The sequence below is a fragment of the Streptomyces sp. NL15-2K genome (assembly GCF_030551255.1).
Taxonomy (GTDB): Bacteria; Actinomycetota; Actinomycetes; order Streptomycetales; family Streptomycetaceae; genus Streptomyces.
In genome coordinates, this window is the sequence record NZ_CP130631.1 from 24,882 (window position 1) to 38,342 (window position 13,461).

The window sequence follows — 13,461 nt, forward strand, 5'->3', positions numbered from 1 at the left end:
ACCGCAGCGGTCCGCAACAAGCCCGTCGTCCGCCGTACGAGCAGCACCCGGCGTGGGCCGACGTGGCAGAGTTCCCACAGACCCCCGTTTACGACCGCCGCGTCGCCGAGCGCGGCGACGTCCCCGCCGGGCGACAGCGACAGCGGCCTTCGCTTGGCGCCGGGGCCGGCGCACGGTCAGTAGTGCTGCTCGACCGTGCGGTCCTCGGTGTGCAGGAGGTAGTCGTCCGGGTCGAAGCCCGCCGCCTTGCGCTCGGGCGATGCCCAGTACTGAGCGTTGCGCTCCTCAAAGGTCCCGGGCCCCTTGTAGGAGATCAGCCACACGAACTGGTTGCGTTCCCGGTCCACCCAGGCCCCGCCGATCTCGAAGCCCCACTTCCGCCGCAACGGCACGACGTCACTGCGCCACCGCTCAACCCACTCGTCAAGCAGTCCGTCACGGACGGTGTAGGTACGCAACTGCAAAATCTCGGGAGCCTCCTTCACACGCCGCGAAGGACGTCCCGTCCAGATCATCATCAACGCCCTTCGCGAAGCCCAAGGCTGACCCCGGCCGTGCTGCCGCACCCCGCGCGGACACCCGCGCGGGGATCCACGTCTGCGCCCGCCGCTCTTCATGCCAACGCGGCGCTGTTCAACCGGGCGACGGTCTCAAGACGGCGGTCGTCCAGAGTGCGGCCCCACTTCAGGTTCGAGTACCACACCGGCCGTCCCGTGGCCGGGTCCCGGAAGTCGATGGTGCAGCCGACCGAGGCGTGACTGTGATCGCACAGGCAGGTGCACACCTTGTTCTCGACCTGCCAGCCCAGTCCGCAGGGTCCGTCGGTCAGGAGCTGGATGAGGTCGGGGCAGGGCGGGCCATCCGTCGTCTCCAGGCGGATGCCTTTGCCGCTGGTCCAGGTATCGGTGCTGTTGACCGGCCCCGGGCCGGCGGTCACGCGGATACGGCGAAGCAGAGGCGACAGGAGCGCAGAGGGATCGCGTGGGCAGGCCGCGTGGGCGTCGTAGGCCGCCTGCTCGGCGGCTGTCCAGTGCGCTTGCCGCAGCAAGGGACCATAGGCCTCCTCGCGCCGGTCGGCGATCCGCTCCCACCAGCGCGGGTTGAACCCGGATAGGACAATCGCCGCCGCCATGCCCGGCCGGTACAGGCGGATACCGCCCGCCTCTCGGGCACTGCGCAGCCCCGGCACACCGGCGACCCGGTCACGTGGGTCATCGCCCGCGTCCCCGCTGACCTTGGGATAGAGGAAGTCGATCCAGTGGCTGATGACGGACGGCTCGTCGACGAGCTGGAGGGTGAGCCGGTCCTCCTGCGGGCGGACACGGACGATCCCCAGCGGATGCTCGCTCACACCGCCCATCGCACACACCCGTTGAAGGACAGCGGCCTCCAGCCGGGCCTGTTCGGTGTGGCGCGCGGCCGGAATGGACAGCGGGCGGCCGGGCCGGGGCAGCAGGGTGCACAGGGCCTGGTGGGATTCACCGGTGTTGCGCCGCCGGTCGGCGGTGAGAAGCAAGGCGGCCGGAGGGTTCATGAGGCGTTCTTCCGCGCGGGACCGGCCCCCGGCGGTGCGCGCTGTGTGAAAGAGACAGACGGTTGTGCGGGTCGGACGGTGAGGCTTCTGGCCGGTCCTCGGCGACGGAAGCTGTGGGGGCTTCGTCCGTCGCGCGGCCGGGCGCTCACGGGCCCGGCCCCATGGAAGCCGCCGGGTGCGGCCACGGTCAAACAGGCGCGCCGCAATGGGATCGAGCACGGCATCTGGGGAGGAATGACAGAACGCGAGAGACACAGCCTTCTACGACGATGGCCGACCCTGACGTCCTGGCAAGACCTGCTCGAAACCGCGCGAACGGAACACGAGCGGCACGGCAGACAGCACCCGGGCGGCGCCAGACGCCGACGTGAGACCGGCTGAGCCGTCCCGGCGCGGCGGCGCGAAGGCTCCGTCGCCCGCAGCACCGGCGCGAAGTTCTCGGCCGTCGTGAGGACGCCTTGTGTCCCCCCACGGGGGACACAAGGCTGGGATATGTCGTGCTGGGCAGACAGAAATGTCAAGTAGAAGCGACTTTTGCGCTCACCTTGCACCGAGAGCACCGCGCTGCTGCAGCTACGGGTCTAGGGCTGGCGGAATGCGCTATTTTCGTGCCGCATGGAAGACACCTCCCAACTGCGTCAGGCCGTCCTTACCTGGCTCGAGCAGGCACGCGATCTGCCCTCCATACCCCAGGCCATCACCGATGTAGCACTGTCGACGCAGCCGGAGTTCGAAGCTGTGATCAACGCGGTGGTGAGTGCCGCGCCGAAATCCGAGCACCGCGACCTGTACGGCAAGGGCGACGGTGACTGGCTGCCCCGATGGTCCACGCTCCTGGGAGGATCGAGACTGGGTGATGCGACCCGTCTAGTGGCCCAGGGGGCGACGGTGCCGGTGGAAGACGTCGCGGACAGTTTCGTCGCCTTCTGCACGGCCCCCGCTCCGGCAGCGGAGGACTGGCTGCTCCTCACCGGTGACCTCCCTGTGGGGACACGGATCCCGCTGGGCCGCTACACCCTGCAGGCCTTCACCGCCGACGAACTGCGGCAGCTGGGCCCCATGCCTGCCCTCCAGGGCCTCCAGCCGGGCGGGCTCGACCTCGATCTCCTGGCGGGTGCCCCCTTTCTCCACGCCCCGAACCCCGAGCGCGCGCCGGACCGCAGGGACACGGGCTGGTTCGACTTCGCCGGTCCACGCCCGGAATCCCTGCACTGGAGGGCGCTGCTGCCGCTGATCCTGTGGAGTGAGGAACTGTTGCACGTCGACGCGGTGTTCGGCGTCGAGCGCGGCCGCTACTTCGACCTGAACCGAAACCAGGTGCCCACCACCATCCAGATCTACGAGGACCGTCACGGCATCCCAGAAGAAGTCGAAGTCCGCGAGAGCGGCAGCTTCTACGCCGCTCCAGCCGCTCTCCCGCGGCTGCAGGCCTTCTGCTCCGCCGTGACAGCGAAGATCGACGCAGTCATGAACGGCATCACCAGCGGCCGGAGCCTGCCCAAAAAGCGCGCTCGCCGCTTGGAGCGAGCCGCCCGACACCTGCTGCAGGCCTACCAGCGCACCTACAGAGATGACGGCGTGTGGGAGGAAGAAGCCGACGAGCGGCTTCTGGACTACGTCATCGCGCTGGAAGCCCTGATGGTCAGCCCCGACGACAAGCACGAGGGCATCAGCGAGAGGATCCGGACCCGGACGGCGGCCCTGTTCCCCAGCCCTGTGCGCGAGGGCGTCGAGAGCAGAGTGCAGAAGGCGTACAGCGCGCGCTCGAAGTACGTACACGGAGACCTGCTCGCCGACCAGAAGGAGGCCGAACTGCGCGAGCTCAGGCTGCTCGTCCGGCAGGTCGTCCTCCGCTGGCTCATCCTCACCCCCTGCGACACTCAAGACCTCGCACCTCGTCTCGACGCCGCAGCCCACTGCACCAGCTGCTCGCGCGCCATTGACGAACCTCTACGCGCCTTTTTCCAGGAGTCACCGCCACAGGACGACATCCGGACCTGAGCCCAGACCTGCGCCGTGATTGCCATCGCCGCCCACAGCCGAGATGCAGTCAGATCGGCTCCCGACCGCACCACCAAATCACCGCTGTCAAGCCAGGGATACGGTGGCCGGGTGAACGGATCGAACGCACCGGCCGGGTCAGTTGCGCCCACCTGGCGGCCCGATGTGCCGGGTGCCTTGCTGTCCCTTCTGGGAACCGATGAGAGGGCCGTCGCGTTTTTTGCCGGCGTCGCGGATCTCGACGCTACGGACCCGGACACTCACGAGTTGGAAGAGGGGGTCCGGCTTGCCTCCGGGGCCCGGCTGGAGCAGTTCGCGCGAGCCGGGTCGGGGGACGCGTTCTGATTCGTCGGCGAGGGCGGTGAGGAACGCCCAGTGGTGTACGTGGGCCTTGACGGCGAGGCCGGCCTGCTCGCGCTCGGACTGCTGGAGTTGGTGCAGCTGTGTCTCGTGGCGCCGTGGTGGCGAGACGCTCCAGGCCGGACGCCCGAAGAACTCCAGGCGGTCGCCGACGAGTACCGGGAGGACCTGCCTGACTTCGCACGGCGACAGGACCGTGCGGCCCAGGCGCTCGGTATCGACCCGGATGAACTGCCATCCGAGGCGACGGTCCTGGCCCGGCTCGTGGAGCGCTCCCGGGGACCGGTAGCAGCGGCTTGCCTCGTCGTCGGGTACGAGGGCGATCCGCTCGACCCCCTCTTCAACGCCGCCCGCCCCTGATTGACCGGCCACCGGGCCCGGCAGGCCCCTGGCTGGTGCGGGTGTGGTCGACGCCCTTGAGCACGGCGGCGCGCCAGACCCCGGTGGGTGATCTTCGCTGTGACGTACATGTCGCGCGGGCTTATTGATCTTTTCGGCGACAGCCCGCTGCGACGCTCGTAGGATGCCTAAATGCCCAAGCCGTTACGGATGAGCCGCTGCACGTGGGTTGCCGTGTGGGCGGTGCTGTGTGTGGCCGGCATCGCTGCCACCGCCGCACTGAACGCCTTTCCGGCGCCTGACCCGCAGCCCGAGATGCCCGTCAGCGCCGAGTGCGCCGAGTACATCGCGGACATCGAGACGCAGCTGGCCAAGGCCAAGAGGGAAGGCAACGACGACGGCGTGCTGGCCTTCACTCGAACCCGGGTCGGCGCGGACGACTGCAGCGATGAAGTTCTCGACCACTTCAGCGGCGACCGGTGAGTCGCCGTACAGGGCTCGCCGTGAAAGCGGGGCTGATCTGCGCCGGTGCCGTGGCGATCATCGCCGTGAGCGCCGCGACGGCACCACAGCCGCAGCCCACTCCGCGGGTGTACTCCTCCTGCCGGGCGGCCGACACCAAGCCGATGCCTGTGGGCGACGACCCGTGCGACGGCCGTTGAAGAACCACTGAGTGACTGTCCCCCGCAGGACGGCGACTGAGGCCCCTGCCCGCCCGCGTCCCTCCTGGCCAGCGCCCGCAGCCGGGAGGCCACCAGCGCCGCCCCGGGCCCCCGAGCCAGAGCGCCGCCCGGGAACAGGCAGCGTGGGCGCGCCTCGCCGAAGTCGAGGCGGCGGGCGCGAAGGCTCAGCACAAGCAGGAGCCGGCCGAGCACAACGTGGCCCAGGCCCAGCGCCGAGAGCGCCAGGCCCAGGGTGGGCCGCACGCACCTTGGCCCGGGAGGGACCTCGTTGCCGTGCGGCAGCGTGGTCAGCCGTTGCGGCGGCGCAGGGCACGGAGCCCGACGTCGTACGCCATCGTGCCGAGGGCGAGGACCACGAGCGGCCACACGAGCGGGGATGCCGCCGGGATGGCGCCGTGGACCAGGGCCGCGCCGACGCTGCCGGTGCTGAGCACCGCGGTGCAGGCCGGAATGCCCGGCAGGGCGATCCGCAACACCACCTCCCGGCGCCGGGCCGGGCGGGCTGCGACAGGGGCAGGGGCGCTCATCGGCCGCTCACCGTGGCCGCCTCGGCCGCGGTAGAGCTGCCGGTGATGAGCCCAGCAAGCCGCCTCACCTTTCGGCGGACCTTCGCGCCCTGCCTCTCCGGCTCCGCAGCACCAGCGGCCATGGCCGCTTCGGCCCAGGTAGTGACCCCACGGGCGCCGAGAGCGAGAGTCACCGCTCGCTCGGCCGGGGAGAGGGCCTTCAGAATCTCGATCAGGCGCGAGTCCTCGAAGCCGGTCTCGAAGCCGGGGTCGACGGCGGCTTGTCCGCAGACCAGGTCGTACAGGGTCAGCCCGTCGCCGAGCGGGGTGTCGAGCAGCAGCAGCCGCGACTGGTTGACCTTGCGGCGCCAGACCGGGGTGAGTTGCCGGTGGATGACACTGGCCTCTGACCTCAGCTTGTCCAACGCATCAGGGGTCAGGTGCCCTTGGTCGTAGAGAGAGTCCGCCCAGTCGCCGAGCAGGGCAGTGGAGACCGGCTCGTTCCATCCGCTCCACCTCCCCAGCACCTCCGATGTGAAGGAGTGAATCGTGGGTCCGTCGCCGGCGAGCGCGGCCTCGCGGGCGCTCAGCGCCTGGATCACCTCGGGGACCGGAATGTTCAGAGCCCGGAACCCGGACTCGATGGTCTGGTTGGCAGGGTGGTCGGCCTTGAGGACCGCCATACCGGTCGTGGTGGTGATCAGCGTGGGAGGGGCGACACGGTCGAACGGCTCCGGAAGGTCGAACGTGCCGTCCATGTCGAGGGCGATGCTCCCGTCCCCCCGGAGAGTCACGGTATCGCCGGCGCTCCCGCTCCATTGGGCCGGGAACAAGGCCATGACCGCCGCGCCGTTATTGGACTCGTAATTGAACTGGCTGATCCGCTCCGTCAGCTCGTTCTGCACGGAGCAGTCATCCTCGACCATGGTGTAACTGGGCGTCGGGTCCTCGGTGGCCATGGGTGCCTCCTTGTCGTGGAAAATCCTTCTCCTCTCGGTCCCGGCACGGACCCGATCCGACAACGCACACCCCGAATCATCCTGTGATCCGCGTCACACCGCGTGGAGTCGGCCAGCCGGTCAGCAGGCAGCACAGCCGACAGGCATGAACGTCACCCAAAGCAGCCCCCACACGCCGCCCTCACGGGCGAGGCGGACGGCCCTCTACTCGTCGTAGGGCTCGTGGGCGGGCACCTGCCCGTCACTGCGCCGCTGCCGGTCACCGCTGAGCGCGACGATCCGGTGAACGGACACCGAGATGGCGTGGCAGGCGTGCTGCGGGGCCGGTTGAATGTCGTGGTGAGCGACTACTGGACCCCCGCGCATCAGGCGGTCGAGCAGGAGGACGCTGAAGCTCTGGCCCGGTTGCTGGCAACTGGGTCCGATCCCGACGAGGTCATCAGCAACATGACGCTGCTGACGCACGCGATCGACGCCGAGGGCGATGGGTCCCTGCAGAGCGGGCAGCCGTTGACTGTGCACACCACGGCCGTGTTGCTGGCCTTCGGGGCTGATCCGGAACTCGCAGACCCTGACGGCCGCACGCCCATGGACATGGCCAACCACTACGGCCACGACCTGGCGATGAAACTGCTGCAGACCCACATCAGCAGACGAGCCAGGACATGGTGCGCTTGATGGTCCAGCGGCGGCGTCTGCTGCGATTGCCGGCACCTCCCCGGACGCCGACCAGAACCACGCCTGCGTCAGGCTCAGCCCACGCGTGTGCGGCGGTGGACCAGATGCATGCCGAGAGTGAGCAAGAGCTGCAGCCCGGCCTGGTCGACCTGCTCCTGGACAGTGGGCGCGCGGAAGAGATGGGCCAGTTGTCCAGCCTCCGCGGGCTGGCCGGCGACTGCCCGTCGCAGAACGTCAGCCGTCGGGCTCGCCCGCCGACCGGGCGGCGGCAGCGAGTTCGGCGCGAAGGCTGCTCCGCCCTGCGCCGGTCGCGGCCCGCTGCAGCTCCTCCAGCTCGTCGTCGGTGAGGTCGTCGACCCAGGCCTGCGCCCGCCGCTGCTCGGCCTCGGCCTCGTTACGCAACTGCTGCTCGTACCAGTCGAGTTCGTCTCCGTCCCGGATCCAGTGGCGCACGGCCGCATCCTGCTCGCGACGCGCTTCGGCCTCCTCGACGCCGCCGCACGGGTACATCAGCGAGGGCCGGGGCCGGGGTCCGGCCAGGATCCGTGCGCGGGCGGCGAGCAGCGCACGGCTGGTGTCCTCGCCGGCGCCGCACGCCGCGGCGAAGCCGACCAGCAGCTCCTCGCTGGGCAGCCGTTGCGACAGCGGGGGCGAAGTTCGGCATGGTGGGTCACGTACGGCCGGTCGGCCTGGCGCCAGGCAAGCCCGGTGACGTCGACCGCAAGGCCGCCGGGGTGCTCGACTTCCACGCTCGTCGCCAGTGCGCGGGCCGCGGGCAGGGCCGAAGCCGGCAACGGGGCCAGGGTGAACACCACGTGCGTGAGGGGCGGTCCGGGCGGCTGGCGGTCGAAGAGGTCCTCGTGGTGAGCAACGCAACCGCCCTGTGCGAGCGGTACTGCTCCCGGCGAGAGCGGCACCGGGTCTTCGCGGCTGTCAGGTCGCGGCCGACCAGGCCCGGGCCGACGCGACGATCGTGCCGGTCTGTCGGCGGCAGGCTGGCGGTTACTGGTCGGGGTGGACGGCTTGGACGCCGGTGCCGGCGTAGGCCTTGGGGGTGAGGGTGAGCAGGTGCCGTCCGGCGGGGTGGGCGGGGGAGGGGTGGGCGGTGTGGATGGCGTGGACGGCGGCCCAGGAGTGCCCGAAGCGCAGCAGCTCGGTGGCGGTGACCGCGGCGTCGGTGTCGAACGCTTCGATGCGGATGAACCGCAGCCCCTTGATGTAGCCGAGCAGGCCCGGCCGCTCTGCGTCGCCGGCCGTCAGCGACAACACTGGCGCATACAGATCCCCGAGTCCGCCGGACGCCTGGACGTAGAACGCGGCGACGGCCTCGTTGAACGGGTCCTTCGGGTCGTACAGCGCCGCGGCGGTCGTGTGGTCCAGGACGACCGCGATCCCCGCCACTCCGCGGCCGCCCGCGGGTTGTGCGAGGTCGCGCCCAGGCTTTCCAGCAGGGCCTTCGCCTTCGCCTCGGCCTCCGGGCTCGGCGCGCTCGACGCGCCTTCAGTACGCGGTTGGCACGCCAGATGTGCGCCTTATGGGCGCTTTACGGAAGGGGTGGAGTGCACCGTGGTCCGGAGCCGGGCCACCCCTCTCAGGCGGCAGTGGCCCGGCCGGACCGCTCGGGAGCCGGGCCGACATCCGGCAGCGATCAAGAAAGAGTGCGATCACCTCCCGCCCGGCTGCGCTGCTCCTGCGGGTCCATGTCCTGAGGGCTCCGCCGCCGTGAGTGCTTGCGGAGTTCAGCCCGGCGCTCGCGCTGTCTGGCCCGGCGCTCGAGGTAACGGATAAATGCGAGCAGCAGGTTCAGCTTGTGCTCGGACTCCTCAGGAATCACGATCTTGGCCAGGCCGAGAACGAGCGAAACCACGAGTGTGGCGCACACGGTCAGGACCACGGCCTTCCACGGAGCGTTGGCCAGCGTCAGAGCCGTGACGACCGCGCTGCCGCTGACCATGCTCACGGCCGCCGGCCGGATCCCGCCGAAGCGGGGCTGCTGCGGGACGGGCGCGCTCATTCGCCCTCCTCCTCGTCCTCGTGGAGGAGGAAGGAGGCATGGGACGGCCCGAACCGCAGGAGAATCTCCTCCACCTGTCGCAGCTGCGCGCGCAGGTCGTCGACCGTATCCCCGTGACCGAAAACCTCCGGGCCGCGGCTCTGGCGCATGCGGGCGAGCGTCCGCGCGGCCCCGCACGCGGAGGCGATGCTGCTCGAGAGGATCCGGCGCTGGCGCACGTCCTCCGCCTCCAGCTCCGGCGACTCGCCGTCGTTCTTGGCGATGGCGGCCAGGGCCCTGGCCGGGTCGGCGGCGTAGACCAGGTCCCACTCGTAGTCGATGATGACCTGTTCACGGGTCTTGTCGAGCACGGGGTCACCGTCGCGGACGGGCATGCCGTCGACCTCGCGGTCCTGAGTGTGGAACTGCTTGGGCAGGACGGCCGGGTCGGCGGCGACGTGGGCGCGGGCGATGGAGTGCAGCATCCGCAACCCTCCGGCGGTCTTCGACAGCACCTCCAGGAGGTTCACGGGCGTGGCCCGGAAGGGCGCGGTACGGCTGTCTCGGGTGGTGCCCTCCTTCGAGCCGCGGTCCCGGGTGATGTAGCCGTCGAGGATCGCGGCGGTCCCGCCCAGCACGGTCAGCTCCGCCACCGCGCCCGCCTCGCCGGCCAGGGCACGGTCGAGGACATCATCGAGGACCTTGGACGCCTCGCTGCCCTGGGTCAGGGCCCACGGCTGCTTCCACACCCGGTCGGTGATCGTGCCTCCATTGCCGAAGGCCCGCAACGGCTGCTCGATGCCGTCCTGGCTGCGGTAGGCGGACAGCGCCATGGGCGCCAGTCGCTCGCTGATGCGCTGCCGGTCGGCCTTGACCATCCCGAATTCCTGCTTGACCAGCCGGTTCATGGCGTAGGCACCCGGTCCGGCCAGCATCACGTGCTGATGGAGCGCGGCCGACCACAGCCGGTGCGCGGGAATCCCGAGCAGTTCGTGCATCTCCTGCGCGCCGACGGCGCCCGACAGCACGCGGTACACGGCCGGGCTGATCCGGTCCTCGCGCAGGGCGTGCCGGTAGACCCGCTGCATGCCCTGCGTGTTCTGCGCTCCCCGGGTCCAGGGGGTGACGCGGACGTGCAGATTGGCGAGCAGGTCGTCACGGGCCGCGACCAGGTCTGCCAGCGGCCCGCCGTCGTCGGCGCGCGCGCCGACGATGACGGTGGCGGGGAAGGCGATCGTGTGGCCCTCCCGCCGCGTCGCCTCCGTCATCGTCGACGCCGCCAGGTGCTTGCGGGTACGCATCGTCAGCGCAGTCGCCCGCTGACGGGCCTGCCCCTGCTCCGCCCGGCTGCGTGCCCCGGGGTGGTCCAGCGAGCCGATGACGGAGGCGATGCATGCCGAGATCGCGGCGTCGATGTCGCCGCCGGTCCGCGCCAGCCACATGCTCATCAGCCGGCTGTTGCCGTCGCCCGTGACCAGGAAGGTGTCCTCGCTGCCATCGCCGTACACCACGCGCACCACGAACAGCGTCAGCGGCTCCTTTACCCCCTGCTGGAGCACGCTCTGGGTGTAGTCGTTCTCGCCCTTCTGGGCGTGAAACGTGTGGTACATGCTCTCGGCGACCGCCTGGGCCAGCGCCTTGCGGTCCCGCATGCGGACGGTGAAGACCGCGACCGGCTTCCCGCTCGCCGGATCGATGAGCGTCTCGTACACAGTCGACAGGAACGTGGAGGGCACCACATCCATGGCCGTGCGCAACTGACCCGCCCACCTCTGGTTGATGATGTCCGGAAGGACATCCAGGTCGAGGTAGCGGGAGTGGGGCGCAGTCGCATACAGCGTGCCCCCGACGACCGGCTTGGCCGTCAGCAGACCGGACGGTGCAGCGGCCAGAAGCGCCTCCAGCCGCAGGGGGTCCACCACACCCGAGGTGACGACGTTCGCCGCCGCCTCATCTAGCGCAACGTCCGGGTTCGCGAGCAGCGCCTTGCGCGCCCTGCGCAGCCGGGTCACCGGCTGCGGGTCCGTCACCGCTTCCGGCCGGCGCAGCAGGGGCGGCAGCCCATCGTCGTGATCGAGCCCATCCAGGCCCGCGGAAAGGTCCGATGAAGTCATAGTCCTGCCCTTCCTGGTACGTGCGCAGCAGGAGGGCATAGGCCACTGCTTCCACTGCGCGCCGTCCCCAGGGGGCCGACGTGCGCCGTCACGCTTCGTCAGACGGTTTCCATACCGCGTGAACACAACGTGCCGTCAGGCGTTCCACGGTAGGCAGGCGAGCTGCTGGTCAGATCGGTCCGATAAGACCGAACATTCCCCTCGACGGATGTTCGGTCTGCGAAGACCGAACACTCACGCCTGCTGGGGCCAGCCGCTCTGCATGGCAGGGTCAAGCCCTGCAACATGCCAATACCACCGTCTAGCCATGAGCGGGTGCGCCGCTGACAACGATTGCCAGCGGCGTACGATTTTACGCCCAACTCCCCCCGGCCTAGGGCGAAATCACGACTCGCGTCCCAGGAACTGCACTACGCCAATTACTGGACACGTGAAACCTGATCTGAACGCAGGCCGCGGAAGACAGGGCTCACGGCGGTGACCGGCCGCAGTTCTCCCGGCGCCTCCCACAGCGCGGCCCTGCGCGGCCTGCCCGCAGTCCGCCGTCAGACCGGGATTGCAGTGCTGGGCCCCTGCCCCTGCCCCTGCGACTGGGGTCGGCGATGGATCAGATGCATGCCGAGGACGAACAGCAACTCGCGCCCGGCCTCGTCGAACTGCTCCTGGAGACTGGGTTCGCGGAAGAGGTCGGCCAACTGCCCAGCCTCGGCGGCGAGGCCTCCGCGCTCGGCAAGGTAGTCGGCCATGGAGGCACGATAGACCGCCCGAGCCCGCTCCAGCAGCGCAGCGTCCACCTTCCCGTCCAGGGTGCGGCCTAGCGCGGCGCAGAACGCCTCGATGCGGGCCACGACCGTCTCGACCGTCATCGGTGTCTGCGCGGGCCCGAGCGCGCGGACGAGACCGCTGGCGGCGAACACGGTGTCCGGTTCCATGACGTCCCGCACGGCGTCCAGTAGTTCGGCCCGCCCACGCACCGTCAAGGCCTTGCCGTTGCCCAACTCGGTAGTGATCCGCACGAACCGGGCCTGCGCGGTCGGCGTGGCCAGCTGATGCCCGACCTGTTCCAGCAAGCCGAGGGCGCCGTCGCGGGCGACCTCCTGGTTGCGCCTGCCGCGCCCCACCCACGTCACCCAGGCACGCTGCGCCTGCCGCGTGGGCATGTAGCCGTCCCACCACAGCCACATGGCCAGCGGCACCTGCGCGAGCGAGCTCAGGTGTGTGACCTGCTGCCGTTTGTCCAGCAGGAGCAGCAGTAGCCGGCGCTGGTTGGCGCTGTGCTCGGCTTTGTCCGAACCCCGCCGCCGGGTACGCAGACGCGGCTGGTCCAGCAGCCCCTTGGCGATCCAGTCGTGGATCCGCCGTACGGTCATGTCCGGGTAGCCGGCCGCATGGGCATCTGCGACGAGGTCGTCGATGGTGCCGGGCCTGCTGATGCTCTCCCAGGTGTACACAGGGTGGAAATTACATCGTTCTCCCGCCAACCGTGCCCCAGTTGAGAATGCAGCGCCCCCATCGGACTGCCACGATCAACACAGCAGCACAAACCACCCTGGCGAGCCGCCGCGCTGCAACAACCCACCCCGCGCACAGGGGCACCGCCGCGCCCTGTCTGAGAGAAAGGACCTCTACCGTGTCGAAGAAGAACCGCACCTCCTCGGCCATCCCGCCCCAGGGTGACGTGACACCCGCCCCGGCCTCGTGGCGGCGCCTCGTCTCCGTAGCACTCGTCACCGGAGCAGCCCGTCACATCGGCGCCCTTCTGGCCGGCCTCGCGGTGACCTGGTGGCAGCACGACTGACAACCTCGGCGACACACACGAAGAGAACCTCAACGCCTCTTCTACTGGCTTCGACTGACATCACCTCATCCCGTCCGGACACACCACAGCCCGCCTACCGCGACCTCCGGGAAGAGGGCACCCACTCCTAACCCGGATCCACCAAAAGTTCCCGAGCAAAGGAAACAGCCGACGAACCAGCTCGACCCCCGCCCCGCAGCCAGTCGCCCGCGAACGCGGGCCGGGTCCGGGAGCGCAGCGGACGGACCCCAAGCTCCCTCAAGGAGCGCAGCGACGAGGGAGCCACCGACTCGGAGCGGAAGCGGAGAGTCGGAAGGCACCAGCCCAATCTCCGGATCCAGCAAAAGTCCTGACGGAAGGAAACAGGGCTCGGAGCGCAGCGCAGAGCCCAACTCCTCGCAACGCGAGGAGTCTGCCCGCGCAACGCGCGGGGCCTTCACTTCAACTCCCGCGCAACGCGCGGGAGTTCCCTCGGAGGCTGCGCAGCAGCCTCTTG

At 69.8% G+C, this 13,461-nt stretch carries 15 protein-coding genes and 1 pseudogene; 7 read left to right on the top strand and 9 right to left on the bottom strand.

Annotated elements, in window-relative coordinates:
- Positions 1-176: 176 nt before the first annotated feature.
- On the bottom strand, positions 177-464 hold the full coding sequence (locus Q4V64_RS54450; RefSeq protein ID WP_253267596.1) for an NIPSNAP family protein: 288 nt from the start codon (positions 462-464) through the stop codon (positions 177-179).
- Between the two features lie 149 nt (positions 465-613).
- Positions 614-1,534: a hypothetical protein gene (locus Q4V64_RS54455; protein WP_124445892.1), complete on the bottom strand. Its 921-nt coding sequence runs from the start codon at positions 1,532-1,534 to the stop codon at positions 614-616.
- 204 nt (positions 1,535-1,738) lie between these two features.
- On the opposite strand from Q4V64_RS54455, the pseudogene Q4V64_RS56005 reads away from it, so the two are divergent.
- From Q4V64_RS56005 to Q4V64_RS54475, 5 genes and pseudogenes are all read left to right on the top strand, one after another.
- Positions 1,739-1,915 (top strand): annotated as a pseudogene (locus Q4V64_RS56005) (WhiB family transcriptional regulator); the annotation flags it as partial.
- 234 nt (positions 1,916-2,149) lie between these two features.
- Entirely contained in the window at positions 2,150-3,535 is a 1,386-nt protein-coding gene (locus Q4V64_RS54460) for a HEPN domain-containing protein (RefSeq protein WP_124445893.1), read from the top strand.
- Positions 3,536-3,913: 378 nt separating this feature from the next.
- Complete coding sequence (locus Q4V64_RS54465) at positions 3,914-4,255, top strand: hypothetical protein (protein WP_253267597.1); 342 nt, start codon at positions 3,914-3,916, stop codon at positions 4,253-4,255.
- 171 nt (positions 4,256-4,426) lie between these two features.
- Complete coding sequence (locus tag Q4V64_RS54470) at positions 4,427-4,717, top strand: hypothetical protein (RefSeq protein WP_124445894.1); 291 nt, start codon at positions 4,427-4,429, stop codon at positions 4,715-4,717.
- Positions 4,718-4,737: 20 nt separating this feature from the next.
- The gene (locus tag Q4V64_RS54475) at positions 4,738-4,896 is read left to right on the top strand and encodes a hypothetical protein (RefSeq protein ID WP_253267598.1); all 159 of its coding nucleotides are present in this window, start codon (positions 4,738-4,740) and stop codon (positions 4,894-4,896) included.
- A gap of 308 nt (positions 4,897-5,204) precedes the next feature.
- Here Q4V64_RS54475 and Q4V64_RS54480 read toward each other — a convergent pair whose 3' ends face one another.
- Complete coding sequence (locus Q4V64_RS54480) at positions 5,205-5,444, bottom strand: hypothetical protein (protein ID WP_124445896.1); 240 nt, start codon at positions 5,442-5,444, stop codon at positions 5,205-5,207.
- Positions 5,441-6,382: a hypothetical protein gene (locus tag Q4V64_RS54485; protein ID WP_124445897.1), complete on the bottom strand. Its 942-nt coding sequence runs from the start codon at positions 6,380-6,382 to the stop codon at positions 5,441-5,443. Before Q4V64_RS54485 ends, Q4V64_RS54480 begins: the two co-directional genes overlap by 4 nt.
- Before the next feature lie 339 nt (positions 6,383-6,721).
- Between Q4V64_RS54485 and Q4V64_RS54490 the strand changes: the two genes are divergently transcribed.
- Positions 6,722-7,060, top strand: coding sequence for an ankyrin repeat domain-containing protein (locus tag Q4V64_RS54490; protein WP_124445902.1), 339 nt, complete (start codon positions 6,722-6,724; stop codon positions 7,058-7,060).
- Positions 7,061-7,294: 234 nt separating this feature from the next.
- Here Q4V64_RS54490 and Q4V64_RS54495 read toward each other — a convergent pair whose 3' ends face one another.
- The 5 genes from Q4V64_RS54495 to Q4V64_RS54515 all read right to left on the bottom strand — a co-directional run bounded on the left by Q4V64_RS54495 (position 7,295) and on the right by Q4V64_RS54515 (position 12,618).
- Positions 7,295-7,513: a hypothetical protein gene (locus tag Q4V64_RS54495; RefSeq protein WP_124445898.1), complete on the bottom strand. Its 219-nt coding sequence runs from the start codon at positions 7,511-7,513 to the stop codon at positions 7,295-7,297.
- Between the two features lie 549 nt (positions 7,514-8,062).
- Positions 8,063-8,461, bottom strand: a complete 399-nt coding sequence (locus Q4V64_RS54500) for a hypothetical protein (RefSeq protein ID WP_303716102.1) — start codon at positions 8,459-8,461, stop codon at positions 8,063-8,065.
- A 247-nt stretch (positions 8,462-8,708) separates the two neighbouring features.
- Positions 8,709-9,074, bottom strand: a complete 366-nt coding sequence (locus Q4V64_RS54505) for a hypothetical protein (protein ID WP_124445926.1) — start codon at positions 9,072-9,074, stop codon at positions 8,709-8,711.
- Positions 9,071-11,167: a hypothetical protein gene (locus Q4V64_RS54510; protein WP_124445927.1), complete on the bottom strand. Its 2,097-nt coding sequence runs from the start codon at positions 11,165-11,167 to the stop codon at positions 9,071-9,073. The genes Q4V64_RS54505 and Q4V64_RS54510 overlap by 4 nt, the downstream gene beginning before the upstream one ends.
- A 545-nt stretch (positions 11,168-11,712) precedes the next feature.
- Positions 11,713-12,618, bottom strand: a complete 906-nt coding sequence (locus tag Q4V64_RS54515; protein ID WP_124445928.1) for a hypothetical protein — start codon at positions 12,616-12,618, stop codon at positions 11,713-11,715.
- A 179-nt stretch (positions 12,619-12,797) separates the two neighbouring features.
- Between Q4V64_RS54515 and Q4V64_RS54520 the strand changes: the two genes are divergently transcribed.
- A complete protein-coding gene (locus tag Q4V64_RS54520; RefSeq protein ID WP_172629666.1) occupies positions 12,798-12,965 on the top strand; it encodes a hypothetical protein in 168 nt (55 codons plus the stop codon).
- The last annotated feature ends 496 nt before the right edge of the window (positions 12,966-13,461 follow it).